Below are 20918 nucleotides of genomic sequence, written 5' to 3'. Positions count from 1 at the left end.
CCGCCTAGCTTCAATGCATTGATGCAGTTTCGGGGAGTGGGTTGTTTTGATGTCTTCGCCAATACGGACGGCTTCGCGACTTTTACTGGCAATACTCGCGTCGTTATCAGTCATGCCGACCCAGGCCGCACAGCTGGTGCGCATCGGTGCCGCACACTTTCCTCCCTATACGGTGCGCCCGGAGTCTGGTGCCGACACCGGCCTGTTGCCGCAATTGGTCGCGGCCCTCAACAACCTGCAAAGCGACTACCGGTTCGTGTTGGTACCTACCTCCATTCCCCGCCGCTTTGGCGACTTCAAGCAAGGCCGGGTGGACATGGCGATCTTCGAAAATCCCGACTGGGGCTGGCGGGACATCCCCCACACCAGCGTCGACATGGGCCTGGAAGACGCCGAAATCTTCGTTGCGCAACGCTTGCCTCAGCGCCAGCAAAGTTACTTCAGCGAGCTCGCCGGCAAGCGCCTGGCATTGTTCAGCGGGTATCACTACGAATTCGCCCACTTCAATGCCGATCCCAAGTACCTCGCCACTCACCACAACGCCACCTTGACCTATTCCCATGACAGCAACCTGCTGATGGTGCTGCGTGGCCGCGCCGATGTCGCCCTGGTCACACGGTCCTACCTGAGCGACTACTTTCTGCGCAACGAGAAAGTCGCCAATGAGTTACTGGTATCCGAGCGCGTCGACCAGATCTATCACCACTACGCCATTCTCCGCCCGACCGCGCCGATCAGCGGCGAAACCTTCGGCAGGTTGCTGCAAGGGTTGCGCGATAATGGCCAGATGCTGAAGATTTTCGATCCGTACAAAATCGCGGTGGTGCCGGTGCCTGGCAACTGATGCACATACAGGTTTACCGCTTGTCGCTCCAATGTGTTTTGCAGTGAAAACCTGTCAACTTTGACAGTAGCCAATAACGATTGCCAAGGGTTTAGATAGCGTAATCATCTATTCCGTCGAAAGGTAATCTGTCATGGCTAAAGAGGTTGTCAAAGACGCAGCTCAACACGTCCTGCCTGTTGCGGAACATCCAATTCCGACTGTCGAGTTTGCGACGGCCAATAACACGCTGGATCCGATTTTTGCGAGGCGGGGCGTCATCGTCACCATTGCGTTTGCCAGTATGACGTCTGCTTACCAGATTCAGTTGCATTGGGACGGCCCCGAAGGCCCGGGGCGACCCTCGATCCCGGTCAAGGATGGCAGTGACGACCGCTCTATCCAGATTAACGTCGCTGCTGAAGTAATCGGTGCCTGTATCGGTAAGACCGTCGAAGTTTGGTACACCGCCACCCTCAATGGCCGAACTGAACCGTCTATCAAACTTGAATTGACGGTTGAGACACTTAAACCTGAATTTTTACCGGCATCCACGTTTCTCGATGTGGATACATCCCAGGGTGCGCGCTGGCTGGACATGCGCAAGTTCGAAGGCAATGCCCGGGTTGCCCTGGAACGTTGGAACTTTATCGCAGAGGGGCAGCGACTGTGGATTCTGGCGATAGGTAACGAACACCATGTCGGCAACTTCCGGTTCGAATGGGTGTTGGAAAACCACCTTGTGACGAAATGGGAAGCCCAGGGCGGCTTTGTCTTTATGGAGCACTTGTGTCGTGACTGGCTGGCAGGGTGTGAAGACTATTCCTCGGTAACCTTGTGCGCGGCTGTCACTTTCGACGGCGCGCCCGGAACCGCACCGGCAGATCCAACGGTTTCCTGGCTACCGGCAAATGCTCATGAGCTGAGTCGTAGTACTGAAAACCTGCGGTTGGGTGAGCCGGACCTCAAACTGCTGATGCCGAGGGTACTGGAGGCCACCGAGTGCGCGGCCGACGAATGTCTGCTCAATCCGATTAACGCTACAAAGGGCACGACAATACGCGTGGCCTATAACGGAATGCGCGATACCGATCGGGTGTGCGCTTTTTTCGAAGGAGCGCCCGGTGCCGGGACTCCATCGCTGGCCTGTGTAAGCGGAACAACAAACGGCTTTGTCGATATCCCGGTGCCGGCTTCAGCCATCAGCGCCAACTTTTGCGGCCAGGTTCGAGTGCGTTATACGGTCCAGCGCGATAGGCAGTGGCCTTCTCCGGTGCTGACACTGAAGGTGCTCAAGCTCACCGGTTTGTCTACACCAGAGGTGAGACAGGCTACGGCACGGGTGTTGGACCTCAATACGTTCAATGGCGATGCCGATGTGATGATGGAATCATGGTCTTTTATCGCAGAAGGCCAGCCGACTTGGCTATGGGGGACAGGCAAGTCGGAGGATGGCACACCTTACAGCTTCGATGTGCTGATGGGGGACGCGCTGCCGGCGTGGGAGGGCGAAATAGCCGTCCGTGACTTGTTGCCGAGGCATGAGATAGAGAAACTGGCAGATTGTACCGGGCTTCAGCTGCATTTCGCGGTGAACTTCAATGGCCTGATCGATCACCCCAGTGCAGTGAAATTTCCGTCTTTGGCCTTGTCCCTTCATCAGCAAGATCTGCACCTGATCGCCCCGACAGTACGTCAGGCGGTTGGCGAGCTGCTCAATCCGGAAAACGCCAAGGAAGGCCTTACTGTGCGGGTGGCTTACGACCGTATCAGCCCTCGTCATACGATCCAGCCATACTGGGTACGCCCGGACGGTTACTCACTGCCGATCGAGGCCAAACCAGGCAATAGCATCGCGGGGTATGTGGACTTCGAGGTGCCTTTCAACGAGGTGATTGCCTGCATCGGCAAGACGGTGACCCTTCGTTATGACGTGACCAGCCCGTGCAAGCAGGCGACATCTCCAGACTTCAACCTGCAAATCAGCGTTCCTAAACATTGGCCGATACCGCAAGTGCTTCAGGCCACCAACGATATTCTGGACCTGCGCAACTTTGACGACGATGGCACGGTTCTGGTCGAACCCTGGAATCCCTGGATGGTTGAGGGCCAGCGGGTATGGCTCAGCTGTGCCGGTACTGACAAGGATGGCAATTGTGTTGTGCTTGATCTGATGGTTGGCGAGTTGGTGTCGGAACCGAATCTGGATGATGGCTTGATCCGGGATTTACCTCGAAAATGGCTTCAATCACTGAAGGACTTCAGCACATTCAGCCTGATCTGCAAAGTAACGCTGGATGGAAGTGAGAGTACCGACAAGGCAGTTGTACTTACACCGCGGGAGTTGACGATACGATTTGCGTTCGATGATCTCACTACGTTTGATGACGGCAACTGGAAAGATTGGGAGCGTGGTGTGGATATGCGTCCTCAGGATCTGATTTTGCAAGCGACGGGAGGGACGGGGCATCTGGTTTCCGACTCTGCTAACAAACCTGTCGGTGTGTTAATGACAAAGTACTTCGACAACTTGCAACCGCACGTCACGTATGAATTCAGTTTGTCGGTTCGACGGAGGAATTTTTTGGCCCCCGTCCCTAGCTTGTCGCTTCGCGCGGGTTCAATGGCTGTGACTGAACATACGTTCTTTCCACATATGAGCTGGAAACCTCTTTCTGGAACCTTTGTGGCCACGCAACCTCGCATGCAACTTTGGGTAGAAAGCCATAGCTTTTCATATGATGGAAACGATTTTGATATCGATGATGTGCGTTTGAGAGAACTGTAATTTTGTTGTTCCTCTCGCAGGTGCTTCACTCCAGGTATTTGCAATCGCTGCATGTATCGACCATTGGTGTTGCACAGTTATCTGTCGTGCACGCTTAAATTTTCATCCTTGGCTCGCGTTACATCGTTTAACTGTCGACGATTACCGTGAGCCTTTCCCATGCCCAATCCGAAAGACCTGACTGTCCTGCAATTACCAACGGGCAGCAGTCTAGTAGCCGATGAAACCGAAAACCGGCTGAGCCTCAGCCTCGAAAGCCAGGCGCTGATAAATCTGCGCCTGACCCGCGACACCGAGCTGCGGCTGCAAGTGGAGGAACGCTTCGGTCTTTCTGGCAGCCAGGCTTTCTGGGCTGCCGGTTATTGGTTGTTCGCTCGCGACCCGGCCTGCCAGCGTCTGATCTGGCAACTCGATGAAACGCCGACCGAAGCCCTGCTCAGCGGCTTGCTGGTTCCTGCCGATACGGCTGGCTGCTATCGTTGCGAACGCACCCTGTTCTGGCAGTTGCCACAGCCGTGGTTGGGCGATTCGCTGACGGGCTGTTATCCACAGCAGATGGTCATCAGCGGCGGCAAGCGTCACCCACTGCGCCCACCGAAGCCGCAAGGCGAGGTTTATCGGCGTTTCGATTCCAGGCTGGGGGCGTGGATTTCCTTGCGCACAGTGGATATCGACGAGGATCTTGTGCGATTCAATCGCTGGCAGAACAGCCCTCGGGTCGCGAGTTTCTGGCAAGAGCAGGGCAGTCTCGAAGAGCATCGCGAGTACCTGGGCAAACGCCAGGACGATCCCCATACCCTGACGTTGATCGGTTGTTTCGACGATCAACCCTTTGCCTATTTCGAAGCCTATTGGGCCAAGGAAGATCGTATCGCACCCTTCTATGACGCGGATGATTACGACCGTGGCATCCACATGCTGGTGGGCGAAGAAAGTCACCGGGGTCCGCACAAGGTGGCGAGCTGGCTGTCGGCGCTGGTGCATTACCTGTTTCTCGACGATCCACGGACTCGTCGCGTGGTCGCCGAGCCCCGTGCCGACAACGCGAAGATGATTGGGCACCTGCAGCGACAGGGGTTTTATTGCGAGAAGGAATTCGACTTTCCACACAAGCGCGCAGCACTGATGGCGCTGGGGCGCGAGCGTTTTTTTGAGCGCTGCTCGTTGACATGAACCGCAGGAAAATCGTCCGAATGCCTCACAGGTCTCGGACGATTTCGCAGCTAGCGGTCCTGCGCTTCCTTGGCGTCCATTTCCGCATTGCGTTCGGCGACGCGTTTGCGCTGTTCATCGGTCAGCTCAACCTTGTGGGCGGTGTCGCGCAACATCATTAAACCGCCAACGATAGAGCCAATGGCAACCACCAGAATCAACCAGGCATACCAGGGCATACGACCTCCTTGAAAGCCGGTCGGCGGGCGAGGGTTTCGCCTGTCGAACGTGCATACCACTTTGAGCGATTGGATTTCGCAGTGGTTCCATTGTATGCCTGTTCTGTTTCGTTCACCCCTGTGTCATCTGCAATGCCCCTTCGCGTGCAGGCTCGCTCCCACAGGGGTATGCGTTTTCCCAAGCACTGCTAAACAGTGTGGGAGCGGGCTTGCTCGCGAAGAGGCCCGTCAAGACAACGCAGTAACAGAGCCCTAAACCCACTCTTTACGCTTTCTTTATACCCCGCCGCACCCCTCGGTCTCGTTCCTTTACAGCCTCCCTGCCGACAATACCTCCACACGCGGCAATACGCCGTAACACGGAGAACTTCCATGAGCGTTCTGGACGGAGTGTCACTGCTGCTGGCAGTGGGACTGTTCATTTATCTGTTGGTTGCGCTGTTGCGCGCGGACCGCAACTAGGAGCGGCTATGCACAGTTATGACTATTGGCTGATCCTGGCGTTTTTCGCCCTGGTACTGGTCCCCGCACCGTTTCTCGGGCGTTTCTACTACAAGGTCATGGAAGGCCAGCGCACCTGGCTGACGCCGATCCTTGGTCCACTCGAACGTGGTTGTTATCGCCTGTCTGGCGTCGATCCCCAGGCCGAGCAGAGCTGGCAGAAGTACACCCTGGCCTTGCTCGCCTTCAACCTGGCGGGTTTTGTACTGTTGTTCGCGATCCTGCTGTTCCAGGACCACTTGCCGCTGAACCCGCAAAACCTGCCGGGCCAGGAATGGACGCAAGCGTTCAATACCGCAGTCAGCTTCATGACCAATACCAACTGGCAGTCCTACAGCGGCGAAGCGACCTTGAGCTACCTGAGCCAGATGGTCGGCCTCACCGTGCAGAACTTTGTCAGCGCCGCCACCGGTCTTGCAGTCCTGGTTGCGCTGTGCCGCGGCATCGGTCGCAAATCCACTGCATCGCTGGGCAACTTCTGGGTCGACATGACTCGCGCCACCCTGTACGGCCTGTTGCCGCTGTGCCTGCTGCTGGCGCTGTACCTGGTCTGGCAGGGCGTGCCGCAAACCTTCGCGCAATATGTGAATGCCGTGACCGTGCAGGGCATTGATCAAGTGATCCCGCTGGGGCCGGCCGCCAGCCAGATTGCGATCAAGCAACTGGGCACTAATGGCGGTGGCTTCTTTGGCGTCAACTCGGCGCATCCGTTCGAGAACCCGACGGCCTGGAGCAACCTGTTCGAAGTCGCGTCGATCATCCTGATCCCGGTGGCGCTGGTGTTCACCTTCGGCCATTACGTGAAAGACCTGCGTCAGAGCCGCGCGATCATCGCGTGCATGCTGGCGCTGTTCTTGATCGGTGGCGCGACGTCGCTGTGGGCTGAATACCAACCCAATCCGACCCTGGCCAACGTCGCCGTCGAACAGACCGCTCCGCTGGAGGGCAAGGAGGCGCGTTTCGGTACCACCGCCACGGTGCTGTGGTCGGTGACCACCACGGCGGCATCGAACGGTTCGGTCAATGGCATGCATGACAGTCTCAACCCGCTCAGCGGCATGGTCGCGCTGGTCAACATGATGGTCGGCGAAGTGATCTTCGGCGGCGTCGGCGCGGGGCTCTATGGCATGTTGCTCAACGTGCTGATCGCGGTGTTCCTTGCCGGCCTGATGATCGGCCGGACGCCGGAATACCTCGGCAAGAAACTGCAAGCCCGAGAGGTGCAGCTATTGGTGCTGACCTTGCTGGTCATGCCGATCGGCGTGCTGGTCCTCGGTGCCATTGCCGCCAGCCTGCCAGGGCCTGTGGCCTCGGTGAGCAACCCCGGCGCCCATGGTTTCAGTCAGTTGCTCTACGCCTACACCTCGGCCAGTGCCAACAACGGTTCGGCATTTGGCGGCTTCGGCGCCAATACGCCGTACCACAACCTGATGCTGGGCCTTGGCATGTTGATCGGTCGCTTCGGCTACATCCTGCCGGTGCTGGCCCTGGCCGGCAGCCTGGCGATGAAGAAGACCGCGCCGATTGGCCAGAACAGCTTCCCGACCCACGGCCCGCTGTTCGTGACCTTGCTGACCGTGACCATTTTGCTGGTGGGTGGCTTGACCTTCCTGCCGACGCTGGCGTTGGGCCCGATTGCTGAACATTTAAGCCTGGGCTTCTAAGGAGCAGATGATGAATATGCCCGCAATCAAACCGGTCGCTGCCAAGGCCCCGGAACAAGCAAGAACCGCGATCTCGGCCCTCTGGCGCCCAGCGCTGGTACAAGCTTTCGTCAAGCTCGATCCGCGACAATTGCAGCGTGCGCCGGTGATGCTGGTGGTCGAACTGACGGCGATCCTGACCACCGTGCTGTGCTTCATTCCCGACACGGCGGTGCCGACCTTCGTCGCCGCACAGATTGCCCTGTGGCTGTGGTTTACCGTGCTGTTCGCCAACTTCGCCGAGGCCCTGGCCGAAGGTCGTGGCAAGGCCCGCGCCGACAGCCTCAAGGCGGGTAGCGAAGGCTTGAGCGCCCGGCGCAGAACCAGCAACGGCAGCTTTCAAGTGGTGCCGGCCGCCAGCCTGCGCAAAGGCGATGTGGTGCGCGTCGAAGCGGGGGAGATGATCCCCGGTGACGGTGAGGTGATTGAAGGGATTGCTGCCGTCAACGAAGCGGCCATCACCGGTGAATCCGCTCCGGTGATTCGTGAATCCGGCGGCGACCGCTCGGCGGTGACCGGCAATACCCGGCTGGTGTCTGACTGGCTGTTGGTGAAGATCACCGCCAACCCCGGCGAGTCGACACTGGATCGCATGATCGCCCTGGTCGAAGGCGCCAAGCGCCAGAAAACCCCGAACGAAGTGGCGCTGGACATCCTGTTGATCGGCCTGACCCTGATCTTCCTGCTGGTGGTCGTGACTCTTCAACCGTTCGCCCACTTTGCCAATGGCAGCCTGCCGCTGGTGTTCCTGGTGGCGTTATTGGTCACGCTGATCCCGACCACCATTGGCGGTTTGTTGTCGGCCATCGGTATCGCCGGCATGGACCGCCTGGTGCGCCTGAACGTGATCGCCAAGTCCGGTCGCGCGGTGGAAGCGGCGGGGGACGTGCACGTCCTGCTGCTGGACAAGACCGGCACCATCACCTTCGGTAACCGTCGTTGCGCCGCCGTTGTTCCCGCTCCAGGCGTGACGGCCAGCGAACTGGCCGAGGGTGCCTTGTTGGCCTCTCTGGCCGATGACACGGCGGAAGGTAAATCCATCGTCGAATACCTGCGTGGCACGCAACCGCAAACGGAGCCGGCCGCCGAATTGCTGACGGCTGTACCGTTCAGCGCCGAAACCCGGCTGTCAGGTGTCGACTATCAGGGCCGCGTGTATCGCAAGGGCGCAGTGGATTCCCTGCTGGCGTTCGTCGGCTTGAAGCGAGCCGACCTGGCCGCGCCGTTGTCCCGGGAAATCGACAGGATTGCCCAGAGTGGCGGCACGCCGCTGCTGGTCTGCGCCGACGGCAAACTGCTCGGTGCGATCCACCTCAAGGACGTGGTCAAGCCCGGCATCCGCGAGCGTTTTGCCGAGCTGCGCAAGCTGGGGATCCGCACGGTCATGGTGACCGGCGACAACCCATTGACCGCTGCCGCGATCGCCGCCGAAGCGGGTGTTGACGACGTGCTGGCCGAAGCCACGCCGGAGAAAAAACTGGCGCGCATCCGGCACGAGCAGAACGACGGTCGCCTGGTTGCCATGTGCGGCGACGGCGCCAATGACGCCCCGGCCCTGGCCCAGGCGGACGTCGGCATGGCGATGAATGACGGCACGCAGGCGGCACGTGAAGCGGCCAACATGGTTGACCTCGACAGTGACCCGACCAAGCTGCTGGACGTGGTGCAGATCGGCAAGGAACTGTTGGTGACCCGCGGCGCGCTGACGACCTTTTCCATTGCCAACGACGTGGCCAAGTATTTCGCCATCCTGCCGGCGCTGTTTGCCGCGATCTACCCGCAACTGGGCGTGTTGAACGTCATGCAGCTGCACAGCCCGCAGAGCGCGATTCTCTCGGCGATCGTGTTCAACGCCCTGATCATCGTGGTGCTGATTCCCTTGGCTTTACGCGGTGTGCGCGTGCAGGCGGCGAGCGCGGCGGCGTTGCTGCGACGCAATCTGCTGATCTATGGCCTGGGCGGGATTGTGGTGCCGTTCGTGGGCATCAAGGCGATCGACATGCTGTTGACGGCGTTGCATCTGGTTTGACCGTGTGTCAGGCGTACCGCCTTCGCGAACAGGCTCGCTCCCACAAAGGCACCTCGTTTCCTTGTGGGAGCGAGCCTGCTCGCGAAAAAGACGACACGTTGTACCTGACTGAACGCGGTACTTGTTCACCGAATTCGAGGAGTTTGAAATGTCCACAATGATACGCCCGGCCCTGAGCCTGCTGGTTTTGATGACCCTTATCACCGGTGTCGCCTATCCCCTGGTGGTCACCGGCGTGGCCCAGGTCGCCTTCCCGGATCAGGCCAATGGCAGCCTGATGCGCGATGCCGACGGCAAGGTTCGCGGCTCATCGCTGATTGCCCAGGATTTCGTCGGCGACGCCTGGTTCCACCCGCGGCCATCGGTGGGTGCCTTTGCCACCGTATCGAGCAGCGCCAGCAACCTGTCGCCAAGCAACCCGGCCCTGGCCACTCGGGTGATCGACGACGCCAACAAGCTGCTGGTGCCAGGGCAGGGGCCGGTGCCGCTGGCGCTGGTCACCACCTCTGGCAGCGGTCTCGATCCGCACTTGCCACCGGCCGCGATTGCCTATCAACTGGCGCGTGTTGCGGCGGCGCGCAACCTGCCGGTTGCGTCGCTCCAGCAACTGCTGGACGCCCACACCGAACAGCCATTGGTAGGCCCAGCGGTCGTGAATGTGCTTGAGTTGAACCTGGCGCTGGAAAAACTGTAGTCGGCGGTGACGCCATTCGCGAGCAGGCTCGCTCCCACAGGAGAATGCATTCCAAATGTGGGAGCGAGCCTGCTCGCGAAGACGGCCTCCCAGGCACCACATGAATACCTGAATAAAGAGAACTGAAAGCATGAGCGACTCCGGCCGCGCCGACGCGCTATTAGCAAACCTGCCCCGTGATGGCCGTGGCCGGCTCAAGGTATTCCTCGGCGCCGCCCCCGGCGTCGGCAAGACCTACGCCATGTTGCAAGCGGCCCACACCCAATTGCGCCAAGGCGTGAAAGTCATTGCCGGAGTGGTCGAAACCCACGGCCGTTTCGAGACCGAAGCGTTGCTCAGCGGATTGCCGCAAATGCCATTGGTGCGCTCGTTATACCGTGGCGTTGAGCTCGAGGAGATGGACCTCGACGGTCTGCTTGCAGCCAAGCCCAGGCTGGTGCTGGTGGATGAACTGGCCCACACCAACGCCCCCGGCAGCCGTCACGAAAAACGCTGGCAGGACATCCAGGAACTGCTCGCCGCTGGCATCGACGTGTACACCACGGTCAACGTCCAGCACCTGGAAAGCCTGAATGACCAAGTGCGTGGTATCACGGGCGTGCAGGTGCGCGAAACCCTGCCCGACTGGGTATTGCAGGAAGCGTACGAACTGCTGCTGATCGATTTGCCACCGCGCGAATTGCTCGAGCGTTTGCGCGACGGCAAGGTCTACGTGCCCGAGCAGGCGAGGGCCGCCATCGATGCGTATTTCTCCCAAACCAACCTCACGGCGCTGCGTGAGCTGGCCATGCAAACCGCGGCGGCCCAGGTCGATAACGACCTGACCCAGGGCTATCGCCAGATGGGGCAAGCGGCGCCGACGGTGCGCGGTCGCTTGTTGGTCGGCGTCGATGGCGATGCCCAGGCCGAGCGCCTGGTGCGTCACGCCAGCCGCGTCGCCCAGCGTCGGCATCTGCCGTGGAGCCTGGTGCATGTGGATAATGGCCGCGTGCGTGACGAGCAGTCGCGGCTGCGTCTGCAAAGTGCGCAGCAACTGGCCGAACGCCTGGGCGGTGAAGTAGTGCTGCTGCGGGCCGGCGAGGTCGCCAAAACCCTGATCCAGCACGCCGCTGAACGCCGCGCCAGCCTGGTGCTGGTCGGCCAGTCGCGGCCGCGCCTGCGTCGTCGATTGTTCGGAGGCGGCCTGGCGGCGCGACTGCTGCGTAATGCCCGTGGGCTGGAAATCAACGTGCTCGACACCGAGCAGCAACAGCATCAACCAAGGCAGCGTTCGATGCAGGCACCGGTATGGTTCGACTACGCCCTGGCCGTGGTCGCGACGCTGTTGGCCACCGCCTTGGCCTGGGCAGTGGCCAGTGTGCTGCCGTTGCCGAACATCTCGCTGGTGTTTCTCGCCGCGGTGTTGCTGGTAGCGGTGCGCAGCAGTCTTGGCCCGGCCCTGGCCTGTGCGGCGTTGTCGTTCCTGACCTACGATTTTTTGTTCATTCCGCCGAATTTTTCCTTCAGCATCCAGCGCGAAGAAGACGTGCTGACCTTGCTGTTTTTCCTGCTGATGGCGGCGCTCACCGGCAACCTTGCTGCACGCCAGCGCCGGCAATTGCAGGCCCTGCGTGATACCCAGGAAGAGACCAGCGAACTGCTCGATCTGTCGCGCAAACTCACCGCTGCCACCGATCGTCAGGCCGTGGTCAACGCGGCGGCCCAGCACCTCAGCGGCTGGAGCGACCTGCAACTGTGCCTGCTCAATCGCGACGGCCAGAGCGGCTGGAAAGTCGAGATCGGTGGCCCGCTGGAGTTCACCGAAGCCGAACGCGCCGCCGCCGATTGGGCGTGGCAGCACGACCAGCCGGCGGGCGCGGGCACCGGGACCTTGCCGTTCGGTCGTTGGTGGTGGTGGCCATTGTCAGTGGAGGAGGGGCCGCTGGCGCTGCTCGGTGTGTGTGCCAAAGAAGGCCAGGCCTTGAGCGGCCAGCGTCGGCGTTTGTTGACCGCGTTGAGCCAGCCGTTGGCCCAGGCGCTGGCCCGAGCACAACTGGCCGATGACCTGGAAGCCGCGCGGCTGCACGGCGAAACCGAACAATTGCGCAGTGCCTTGCTGGCCTCGGTGTCTCATGATTTGCGTACCCCGCTGACCTCCATGCGCGGCAGTATCGATAGTCTGCTGGCCCTCGGTGAGGCCATTCCCCTGGAGGATCGCCGTGAGTTGCTGGAAGGCACCCGCGACGAAGCCGAACGCCTCGATCGCTACATTCAAAACCTGCTGGACATGACCCGCCTCGGTCACGGGGCATTGAAGCTGGCACGGGACTGGGTATCGCCGGCAGACATTGTCGGCAGTGCGCTCAATCGCCTTCGCGCGGTATTGGCCCCGTTGCAGGTCACCACCGAAGTGCCGGCGCAACTGCCGCTGTTATTCGTCCACGCGGCGCTGATCGAGCAGGCCCTGGTCAACGTGATGGAAAACGCTGCGCGTTTCTCGCCGTCCCACGGGCGCCTGCACGTGCGCGCGGGGGCCGATGACACGGAGCTGTTTTTCTCGGTAAGCGACGAAGGGCCGGGGATTCCAGAAGCGGAGCGGGAGAAGATTTTCGACATGTTCTACACCGCCGCTCGCGGCGACCGTGGTGGGCAGGGCACGGGGCTGGGGTTGGCGATCTGTCAGGGCATGGTCGGTGCCCATGGCGGGCGGATCAGCGTGGCCGACGGTATTGAAGGGCGCGGCACCTGCATCACCTTGCACTTGCCTTTGCAGGCGCAGCCGGGTTTTGAGAGTGAAGCCTGATCGTGCTTGCGTTACTCTCTTGCCACTACTTTGTGTTGATGTGAATCCATGAACCAGACCGCGACCATCCTGGTCATCGATGACGAACCGCAAATCCGTAAATTCCTGCGCATCAGCCTCGCTTCACAGGGCTACAAGGTGCTGGAGGCCGGTACCGGCACCGAAGGCCTGGCGCAAGCGGCGTTGAACAAACCGGACTTGCTGGTGCTCGACCTCGGCCTGCCGGACATGGACGGCCAGCAGGTACTGCGTGAGTTTCGCGAGTGGTCGACAGTGCCGGTGCTGGTGCTCTCGGTGCGTGCCGGTGAAGGGCAGAAAGTCGAGGCGCTGGATGGCGGTGCCAATGACTACGTGACCAAGCCCTTTGGCATCCAGGAATTCCTGGCGCGAATTCGAGCGCTATTACGCCAGGCGCCGGTGGGCGAGGCCCAGCAAGCGGCACTGGCCTTCGGCCCGCTGACGGTGGACCTGGCCTATCGGCGGGTATTGCTCGATGGTAGCGAAGTCGCGCTGACCCGCAAGGAATACGCAGTGCTGGCGCAACTGGCACGGCATCCCGGACGAGTCATCACCCAGCAACAACTGCTCAAGGACATCTGGGGGCCGACCCATACTGAAGACACGCATTACTTGCGGATCGTGGTGGGGCACCTGCGCCAGAAACTGGCGGACGACCCGATGCAACCGCGGTTCATCGTGACCGAGGCGGGGGTGGGGTATCGGTTACTCGATTCATGATCGTTCCCACGCTCTGCGTGGGAACGCCGTCATGGACGCTCCGCGTCCGCTATTGAGTTCGTGACGCGGAGCGTCACAGGATGCATTCCCACGCAGAGCGTGGGAACGATCGTTGTTTCAGGAATCTCGCTCACTCTCATACCGATCCAGCGTATCGCGCGCAATCTCGCGTCCCAGCGCGATCAACTCCGGCGCCTTGTAGAACTCGAAAAACCGGCACACCCGCTTCGGCACGTTGATCAGGATGTCCGGCGGATACCCGGCAATCTTGTATTGCGCCAAGGAGGTCTGCATGACCTCGAAACTCTGGTTGATCAAATCCAGCAGGGACGCCGGCCCCACGTTGTCGATGATGAACGACCCGGTGGCGGACTTCGGCGCACCGTCCCGTTCAGGCGCGGCCGCGGGTTGCTGGGCTTCAGGTTCGGCCGACTCGACCCAGGGGTTGATCTCTGCCGCTTCGGCCATCAACGCTTCCTTCTCCAGCAGCAGCAATTGTTCGGCCTGCTTGCGCCGGAACGGCAACTTCGAGCCCAGGGAACTGATCAGGCTGTCAAAGCGGGTCTTGAAGGCAGCTGGGCGCTGGATCACCGGTAACTGGTAGTGACGCTGGTTGGTGGAGTTGAGGTTGACCGCGATGATCAGATCGCAATGGCTCGACACCACCGGCACGATCGGCAAGGGGTTGAGGATACCGCCATCGACCAGCATGCGATTGCCCTGCATCACCGGGGTAAACAGACTGGGAATCGCCGCCGAGGCACGCATGGCCTGGTGCAGGCAGCCCTCCTGGAACCAGATTTCCTGCTGGTTGGTCAGGTCGGTGGCCACTGCGGTATAGGGGATGCGCAGGTCTTCGATATTGATTTCGCCAACGATCTTGCGGATTTGCCCGAAGACCTTTTCCCCGCGGATGGCCCCGAGGCGAAAACTGACGTCCACCAGGCGCAGTACGTCGAGGTAATCCAGGCTCTCGATCCAGTCCCGATAATCATCGAGTTTGCCAGCGGCGTAGATCCCGCCAACCACCGCGCCCATGGAGCAACCGGCGACACAGGCGATATCGTAGCCTCGCCGTTCAATTTCCTGGATGACGCCTATATGGGCATAGCCCCGGGCTCCACCCGAGCCCAACACCAGTGCGACACGCTTTTTCATTGATCGCCCTCGTTTGAATCGTTCAACAATGCACCCAACGAGGGGGGCGCTTCAATCGACAGGTCGTTCGGCCGCGTGAATGGGTCGTTTTTTCGACACTCCATGGCGGCGGATGGGTATTCTCTCCCCGTTGGGTTAACGTTGCCGACGGACGGCACTTTTTGTCCGCCAGACCGTCCTACCTGCATGACTGTTTACCTATTTTAGAGGTGTAAGAAATGAAAGCCTGGATCTGTGTGCCACTGATTGCCCTGGCGCTGGCCGGTTGTGCCGGCAAAACCGCTTATCGCGACAGCTGCGGCAGCCAGCTCGATGCCGCCTGGCGTGAGTTGGACCTGGCAAAGGCCGAAGGTTTCGCCGGAACCGTCAGCTACTCCAAGGCTTTATCGCTGCTGACCGCAGCCAAGACCCAGCAACAATTCGAAGGCTTCGAGGGATGCGCGAAGAAGGCCGAAAAGGCGCGTTTCTATATTCGTGAGTCGCGCGCGGGGAGATAGGCTAGAAAGCAGCTATAAGTTATAAGCTGCAAGCCACAAGTCGGTTCGCTTGCAGCTTGCAGCTTACAGCCGTTTACGGAGTAAACCATGATCGATAGGTTGGTGGCCCGGGTCTTAGGCTTGGAAATTCGTCTATTGGCCTGTCAGGCACGCTTGAGTGCCCACACCGATCCTGAGGCATTGCACGAGTTGCGTACCACGGTGCGCCGGTTGCGCAGCCTGCTGCGGCCGTTGCGCGGGTTGCCCGGAGTCGAGCAGCTGGAAGCGGCGGCGTCCGAAGTTGGCGACTTGACCACGCCATTGCGTGATCGTGAGGTGTTGGCTGCCTACTTGCTCGAAAACGATCAAGTGCAAGCCGCGCAGCGGCGCATGGTGCAAATGGCCAAGGCTTATCCTGCGGTGGCGACCAGTACGGAGTTTAAGCAGCTGCTGTTGATCCTCGATGCCTTTCCGCGATTCCTGCGCGCTGCTCAGCGCCAGGGTTTGCTCAAGGGGCTGGACAAGCGCATCGAAAAACGCCTGGGCAAACAGTGGAAGAAACTCGACACCGCCTTGCACGATCCGGCCCATGACCGCCATCGTTTGCGCTTGCTGATCAAGCGCGTACGTTATGGCATCGACGCTTACCCCGAACTGGATCGCCTGCCCAAGGCCGCCATGCCCCGACTGAAATCTGCCCAAGGGGCCTTGGGGGACTGGCACGACTGTGTGCAATGGCTGGCGATGGCCGAGCAGGAAGCGGATTTGCAGCCTTGTGTCGCCGTTTGGCAAGCCACCATGGCCAAGGCCGAACAGCGTGCCGACCGGGTGCTGGAAAAACTCAGCAAGGCCTGTTTCAAATCCTGAACCCACCACGACCCCTGTAGGAGCTGCCGCAGGCTGCGATCTTTTGATCTTTGTTTTTAAAATCAAAAGATCGCAGCCTGCGGCAGCTCCTACACAGGCGCAGGCGGCTTATCTGTCAGTCAATTTGACCGGAATAGGCACTGTACAGCCCCAGTGAGCTGGTTAAGATTCCTTCATCCGTTTCCTGCCTTGAGGTCTTCATGCGCTTTTGCGATTTGCTCGACGCTGTTCGCCGTCAACCACTGGAACTGTCGATCCCGCCCGGATGGGCGCAAGGCCGAGCCAGTTTCGGCGGCCTGGTGGCTGCCTTGCAGTACGAAGCCATGCGCGCCAAGGTGCCAGCGGACCGGCCGGTACGCTCACTGGCAATCACCTTTGTCGGCCCGGTCGAACCCGACGTGCCGGTCAGTTTTGAAGTTGATGTATTGCGCGAGGGCAAGGCGGTCAGCCAGGTGTTGGGCCGCGCGATGCAGAGGGGGCAGGTCGTCACGCTGGTTCAGGGCAGCTTCGGCGCCTCGCGTCCATCGGAAGTGGCGGTGCAAGCGTTGCCGGCGCCAGAGATGAAGCATTGGGACGACTGTCAGGAACTGCCTTTCATCGAGGGCGTGCTCCCGCAATTCATGCAGCACCTGGCAATGCGCTGGAGTGTTGGCGGGTTGCCATTCAGCGGCAATACATCGCGTCAAATGGGCGGCTGGGTGCGCTTGCGGGGTGATGTGAAGGAGGAGTCGGTCACCGAAGCGCACATCCTGGCGCTGGTGGATGCCTGGCCACCGGCCCTGATGCCGTTTCTGAAGAAGCCGGCGATGGGCAGCACGCTGACCTGGACCATCGAATTCGTCCAGCCATTGCTGGCACTAAGCACCCTGGACTGGTGCAAATACCTGGTTGAAACCGAGCATGCCGCCGACGGCTACGGCCATGCCGCGGCGAAGCTGTGGGATGTGGAGGGGCGGTTGATTGCCATGAGCCGGCAGACGGTGACGGTGTTCGGCTGATCAATGACGACGGTGGCGCTCGCGCCAGGCGCGCCACCAGCCGCCGCTGAGGACGTATCGCGGGAAGGTCAGGAACTGCTCGACCAGCAAGCGTGAAACCGCATCTTTGCGATCACTGAATGGCTCGGAGGCTTGCGCCTCCAGGGTATGGCCGTGACGTTGCAGACCCAAGGCGGCAATCACACCGATGACGCCGATGGCGAAATTCGCCAGGTTCAGGCCGAATACCCCGCAGGCGATCAGCAGGAAGGCGACAATGAACAGTGGCACGGCAATCAGGTGCAACACCAGGTTGGTCGGGTGTTGGTGATTGTTCGGGTACGCACGCCATTGCCAGGCGGGAAGGTTGGGGTGACGTTTACCCATGATGCTTATCCTCGATCCTTGTTGAACTCATGAATCAAGGATAGGCCCGGTAGATGCGGGCGGCGAATCAAGCTTGGCTATCGAAGCGATAGGGGTCATGTCCACCCTCGATGTTATAGCTTGAGCTGCCCGATCGCCGTGCTCAACTCGCCGGCCAACACCGCCAGTTCATCACTGGTTGTAGCCGAGCTGACGGTCTGGCGCACCGTATTTTCGGTCACATCGCGGATGCTCACCACCGCCCGGTTCATCTCTTCGGCCACCTGGCTTTGTTGCTCGGCCGCCACGGCGATCTGGGTGTTGCTTTCGCGCATCTGCGCCACTGCCCCGGTAATCTGCGCCAACGCGGCCCCAGCCTCCTGGGCTTGCTGTACGCATTCATCGGCCTTGAATGAACTCTCCTGCATGAAGTCCACCGCATCGCGAGTACCTGATTGCAAGGCGGACACCATCACGGTGATTTCATCGGTGGAGGTTTGGACGCGCTTGGCCAGGTTGCGCACTTCATCGGCGACCACCGCAAACCCCCGGCCCATTTCGCCGGCCCGGGCCGCTTCGATTGCCGCGTTCAGCGCCAGCAAATTGGTCTGCTCGGCAATGCTGTGAATTACGTTGACCACACCGTTGATCTTCTGGCTGTCCTCGGCGAGGCGCTGGATCATCTCGGCGGTCTGCTGCACCCCGGTAGACAGTCCGGCAATCGATCGCTGTACCCGCATGACCACTTCCTGCCCGCTGCCGGCCAAGGTGTCGGCAGATTGCGAAAGGTCTCGGGTGGCACCGGCGTGCTGGGCGATGTGATAGACGGTGGCGGTCATTTCATTGATGGCCGTTGCCGCCTGATCGGTTTCGCTCTGCTGGCCAAGCATGCCATGACGCACTTCATTCATGTTCGATGCCAGGCGTGCGGCACCTTCGTCCAGTTGTCGGACGGTGCTGGCGACGGTGCTGACCACGCCTTGGTAACCGGCCTGCATGGCGTTGAAAGCGTTGGCCATCTGCCCGACTTCGTCGCTGCAAGTCAGCGGGACACGGGCCGACAAGTCGCCAGTTTTTTCAACGTGGAGCATCACGTCTTTCAGGGTATTGAGTTGACTGAGCAAAAAGCGAATCAACAACTGTGAGGCACCGAGCATTGCCAGCATCAGGATAAACACCGCCAGCGCATAATTGACAACACGCTCGCTGAACACCTGGCCCAGGCTTGGACCATGGGCAATCAAGGCGACCCGCTGGCCGTCCGTGCGGGTGAAGACTTCGGCGCCGATCGGCGGGTTGTCACCGAAATATGGCAGCGCGTCGAACTCGACCCAGCCGGTGGCATCGGCCAGTGCCTGCAGCGGCTGTCCGTCCAGCCGCGGTGCCTGGCCGTGATCGAAGGTCAGCAGGTTCCCGGCCCTGGGCAGCGGCTGCCCGGCAGGCCAGGCTTCGAGCAATCGCGCCTGGGCCTGGGCCGATTCCTGGGCGGCATGGCTGCGGGCTTGTTGTTCGAGCTGCACGGCATAAAACACCAGCAGTAGCGTGGTGACGAAAGCGACGGCGTTCACCGCCCAGAATTTGTACTTCAGCGAGATATTGCTAAGCCAGGCACCCATGGAGGTCTTCTCTGATAGCGGAAACAGTTTTGGCAAGGTGCCATTATTGTGCCGCTATTGTTGGGCTGAACGCTTGATGCAGGTCAAGATTGCGAGGCTTGCTTGCAAGACGCCATCGCAGGGCGTAATGCGCTATCCTGCGCGCCCTGAAAATTTACCAGCTACAGGATCCGCCCCCATGAAAGCCGCCCTCATCGAACTCATCAGCAACATCAGCTCCGGGTGCATGGCCGATGACGAAATCGAGAAAGTCGCTGATGAAGCGGCCCAGGCTTACGCTGATCCAGCGGCTTTCCTGAGCGCCAACCCGGACATCAACTACGACGACAGCTTCCCGATCCCGCTGGGTGAGTGGGTCGTGGTTGGCAGCTTGCCCGATACCGTGCTGTTTCAGGCCGACACCTATGTGGACCTGTTTGCCCAGATCGTCGCCTCGTTCGGCCCGGGGGTTGAGTTCAATCTCAAGCCCAAGCAGTTGGCCAGGACCGAAGCCCTGACCGCACTGAATCGCATCCAGGTGCAGATGAGCAGCCTGAACAAGGAAAACGGTGGCTACACGCTGATGAACTTCAGCCAACTGCTGGACGATGAACTGCAAGTGGTGCTGGTCTATGGCAATGCCGTGCCTCGGGTGCTCGAACTGTGCGCGCAAGTCGGCATCGCCGCTGCGCCATCGCTGGAAGCCTTGAAAGTGGCGATCCACGTCTGAACCGCTAAAGCTGTCAAAAAAAGGGAACCCTGTTCACGGCGGGCTATCCTAAGAGGGCATATCACTCTTCAGGAGCGTCATCATGGGTTCCACGTTCAATAGCCTGGTTGGCTTGATCATTCTTGCCCTGGATATCTGGGCAATCATCAACGTGCTGAAAAGTGGCGCCGAGACCGGAATGAAAATCTTCTGGGTGCTGTTGATCCTGTTGCTGCCGGTTCTGGGCCTGATCATCTGGGCCATTGCGGGCCCACGAGGAAATGTGCGTATCTGAAGCGAAACACTCGCCGGAACATTGCCCGGCGCCCGAGGTCGAGATAGGTGTAAGCCTATCCATGGGTTTTATCGAGGAGGCACCGATGCAAAGGTGGAAAGTCACTTTCGTGGATGATCATGGTGAAGTAATCGATGAAGAATTCGAGTGCGAGGAGTGCCCGAGTCACGAAGAGGCCGCCAAACTCATCAAGGCACGATTGCTTCCCGTGGCCGCCGAACTGGATCTGAACGACTATGAGGGCCGCACCCCTGATGCAGGCGTCAAAAGCCTGAAGGCCCAGAACAGTATTGAAATTCGCAGCATCACCCCCGTCTGAACCTCTTCTCGTTATCGACTACAGCAGAACCAGGCCTTGGCAGCGGCTCTATCTTGGGGCTACTCTGCAAGCGAGATCAGCGAATGGATCGCTAAGGTCTGGTCTTGTCAGCTCCATGCTTGTTTCCCGTCGCGCGCACCCTTGGGTTCGCACAAGGGAGTACGGAAAGTCTATCCATCAGTTTGAGGAGGACGTTTCATGAGCACAGCCTATCAAGAAGACATCAGCAGCAGTGTGTTGCGCCGCATGAAAGAAGGCGGTTTTGATTTTTCCCGGTTCCATCCCATCGAGTTCTACGCCATTTTCCCGGACGAGGAGCGGGCACGCAGGGCGGCAGGTCATTTTCACCGTGGTGAATCCCTGGATGCGCAAATCAGTGTGCGCGACGATGGCGCCTGGGCTTTGGAGTTGTGCAAGGTCATGTATGCGACCTACGACGACATTGGCGATTTCGAACAGGGTTTCGAGGCAGTGGTCGAGCCTCTGGGCGGCATCATCGAAGGCTGGGGTGTGAAACAGGAGGTACGAGGGCGACTCGCATAAACCTATGAACAGTTACAACCAGCAATGACGGCTAACCTTCGGGTTGGCCGTTTTCGTTTTTGCCGATGGCAATCGAACAAGGCCGACCCGTTCGCCGGCAAGCCGGCGCCTACGGTCTATGCTGGTGATGGGCGACAACAACGCCTTGCAATGAAGCGGGGGCC

Annotated in this window: 20 protein-coding genes; 16 read left to right on the top strand and 4 right to left on the bottom strand. The window is 60.1% G+C overall.

All coding sequences use genetic code 11. The features are described from left to right. Positions 1-49 precede the first annotated feature (49 nt). From PG5_RS05655 to PG5_RS05645, 3 genes are all read left to right on the top strand, one after another. Entirely contained in the window at positions 50-844 is a 795-nt protein-coding gene (locus PG5_RS05655; protein WP_177326134.1) for an ABC transporter substrate-binding protein, read from the top strand. 133 nt (positions 845-977) lie between these two features. Continuing rightward, positions 978-3611 carry a hypothetical protein gene (locus PG5_RS05650; RefSeq protein ID WP_020796135.1) on the top strand — a complete coding sequence of 878 codons (2634 nt, stop codon included), beginning with the start codon at positions 978-980 and terminating at the stop codon, positions 3609-3611. A 159-nt stretch (positions 3612-3770) separates the two neighbouring features. After that, positions 3771-4784: a GNAT family N-acetyltransferase gene (locus tag PG5_RS05645; RefSeq protein WP_020796134.1), complete on the top strand. Its 1014-nt coding sequence runs from the start codon at positions 3771-3773 to the stop codon at positions 4782-4784. Positions 4785-4834: 50 nt separating this feature from the next. Here PG5_RS05645 and PG5_RS33235 read toward each other — a convergent pair whose 3' ends face one another. Next, positions 4835-5002, bottom strand: coding sequence for a DUF2897 family protein (locus tag PG5_RS33235; RefSeq protein WP_020796133.1), 168 nt, complete (start codon positions 5000-5002; stop codon positions 4835-4837). 372 nt (positions 5003-5374) lie between these two features. Here PG5_RS33235 and kdpF point away from each other — a divergent pair, with 372 nt between their 5' ends. The 6 genes from kdpF to PG5_RS05620 all read left to right on the top strand — a co-directional run bounded on the left by kdpF (position 5375) and on the right by PG5_RS05620 (position 13449). Then, on the top strand, positions 5375-5464 hold the full coding sequence (kdpF, locus tag PG5_RS33230) for a K(+)-transporting ATPase subunit F (protein ID WP_007899818.1): 90 nt from the start codon (positions 5375-5377) through the stop codon (positions 5462-5464). An 8-nt stretch (positions 5465-5472) separates the two neighbouring features. Further along, positions 5473-7167 (top strand): potassium-transporting ATPase subunit KdpA, encoded by a 1695-nt coding sequence (gene kdpA / locus PG5_RS05640; protein ID WP_020796132.1) that lies wholly within the window; start codon positions 5473-5475, stop codon positions 7165-7167. Positions 7168-7177: 10 nt separating this feature from the next. Beyond that, entirely contained in the window at positions 7178-9235 is a 2058-nt protein-coding gene (gene kdpB / locus PG5_RS05635) for a potassium-transporting ATPase subunit KdpB (protein WP_020796131.1), read from the top strand. A 148-nt stretch (positions 9236-9383) separates the two neighbouring features. Next, positions 9384-9929 carry a potassium-transporting ATPase subunit KdpC gene (kdpC, locus tag PG5_RS05630; RefSeq protein WP_020796130.1) on the top strand — a complete coding sequence of 182 codons (546 nt, stop codon included), beginning with the start codon at positions 9384-9386 and terminating at the stop codon, positions 9927-9929. A gap of 130 nt (positions 9930-10059) precedes the next feature. Beyond that, positions 10060-12711 carry a sensor histidine kinase KdpD gene (locus PG5_RS05625; protein ID WP_020796129.1) on the top strand — a complete coding sequence of 884 codons (2652 nt, stop codon included), beginning with the start codon at positions 10060-10062 and terminating at the stop codon, positions 12709-12711. Positions 12712-12759: 48 nt separating this feature from the next. After that, entirely contained in the window at positions 12760-13449 is a 690-nt protein-coding gene (locus PG5_RS05620; protein WP_020796128.1) for a response regulator, read from the top strand. A 117-nt stretch (positions 13450-13566) separates the two neighbouring features. Here the strand turns inward: PG5_RS05620 and PG5_RS05615 are convergent, their stop codons facing one another. Further along, the gene (locus PG5_RS05615) at positions 13567-14607 is read right to left on the bottom strand and encodes a patatin-like phospholipase family protein (RefSeq protein ID WP_020796127.1); all 1041 of its coding nucleotides are present in this window, start codon (positions 14605-14607) and stop codon (positions 13567-13569) included. 218 nt (positions 14608-14825) lie between these two features. Between PG5_RS05615 and PG5_RS05610 the strand changes: the two genes are divergently transcribed. From PG5_RS05610 to PG5_RS05600, 3 genes are all read left to right on the top strand, one after another. Continuing rightward, positions 14826-15104 carry a hypothetical protein gene (locus PG5_RS05610; protein ID WP_020796126.1) on the top strand — a complete coding sequence of 93 codons (279 nt, stop codon included), beginning with the start codon at positions 14826-14828 and terminating at the stop codon, positions 15102-15104. 87 nt (positions 15105-15191) lie between these two features. Next, positions 15192-15950, top strand: a complete 759-nt coding sequence (locus PG5_RS05605) for a CHAD domain-containing protein (protein WP_020796125.1) — start codon at positions 15192-15194, stop codon at positions 15948-15950. Positions 15951-16150: 200 nt separating this feature from the next. Continuing rightward, positions 16151-16948 (top strand): acyl-CoA thioesterase II, encoded by a 798-nt coding sequence (locus PG5_RS05600; protein WP_020796124.1) that lies wholly within the window; start codon positions 16151-16153, stop codon positions 16946-16948. On the opposite strand, the gene PG5_RS05595 is transcribed toward PG5_RS05600, so the two are convergent. Both PG5_RS05595 and PG5_RS05590 read right to left on the bottom strand, forming a co-directional pair. Then, complete coding sequence (locus tag PG5_RS05595) at positions 16949-17314, bottom strand: Mpo1-like protein (protein WP_020796123.1); 366 nt, start codon at positions 17312-17314, stop codon at positions 16949-16951. It lies immediately after the preceding gene. A 113-nt stretch (positions 17315-17427) separates the two neighbouring features. Continuing rightward, complete coding sequence (locus PG5_RS05590) at positions 17428-18909, bottom strand: methyl-accepting chemotaxis protein (protein WP_020796122.1); 1482 nt, start codon at positions 18907-18909, stop codon at positions 17428-17430. A 178-nt stretch (positions 18910-19087) separates the two neighbouring features. Here PG5_RS05590 and PG5_RS05585 point away from each other — a divergent pair, with 178 nt between their 5' ends. The 4 genes from PG5_RS05585 (at position 19088) to PG5_RS05570 (ending at position 20754) form a co-directional block, all read left to right on the top strand. Next, complete coding sequence (locus tag PG5_RS05585; RefSeq protein ID WP_020796121.1) at positions 19088-19618, top strand: hypothetical protein; 531 nt, start codon at positions 19088-19090, stop codon at positions 19616-19618. Positions 19619-19700: 82 nt separating this feature from the next. Continuing rightward, positions 19701-19892, top strand: coding sequence for a PLDc N-terminal domain-containing protein (locus tag PG5_RS05580; protein WP_020796120.1), 192 nt, complete (start codon positions 19701-19703; stop codon positions 19890-19892). 85 nt (positions 19893-19977) lie between these two features. Continuing rightward, the gene (locus PG5_RS05575; RefSeq protein WP_033043848.1) at positions 19978-20211 is read left to right on the top strand and encodes a hypothetical protein; all 234 of its coding nucleotides are present in this window, start codon (positions 19978-19980) and stop codon (positions 20209-20211) included. A 198-nt stretch (positions 20212-20409) separates the two neighbouring features. After that, positions 20410-20754 carry a ribonuclease E inhibitor RraB gene (locus PG5_RS05570; protein WP_020796118.1) on the top strand — a complete coding sequence of 115 codons (345 nt, stop codon included), beginning with the start codon at positions 20410-20412 and terminating at the stop codon, positions 20752-20754. The last annotated feature ends 164 nt before the right edge of the window (positions 20755-20918 follow it).

This window comes from Pseudomonas sp. G5(2012), assembly GCF_000408945.1.
GTDB lineage: Bacteria > Pseudomonadota > Gammaproteobacteria > Pseudomonadales > Pseudomonadaceae > Aquipseudomonas > Aquipseudomonas umsongensis.
Note: the sequence above shows the minus strand (reverse complement) of the source record. Positions and strands in the feature narration are given on the sequence as shown.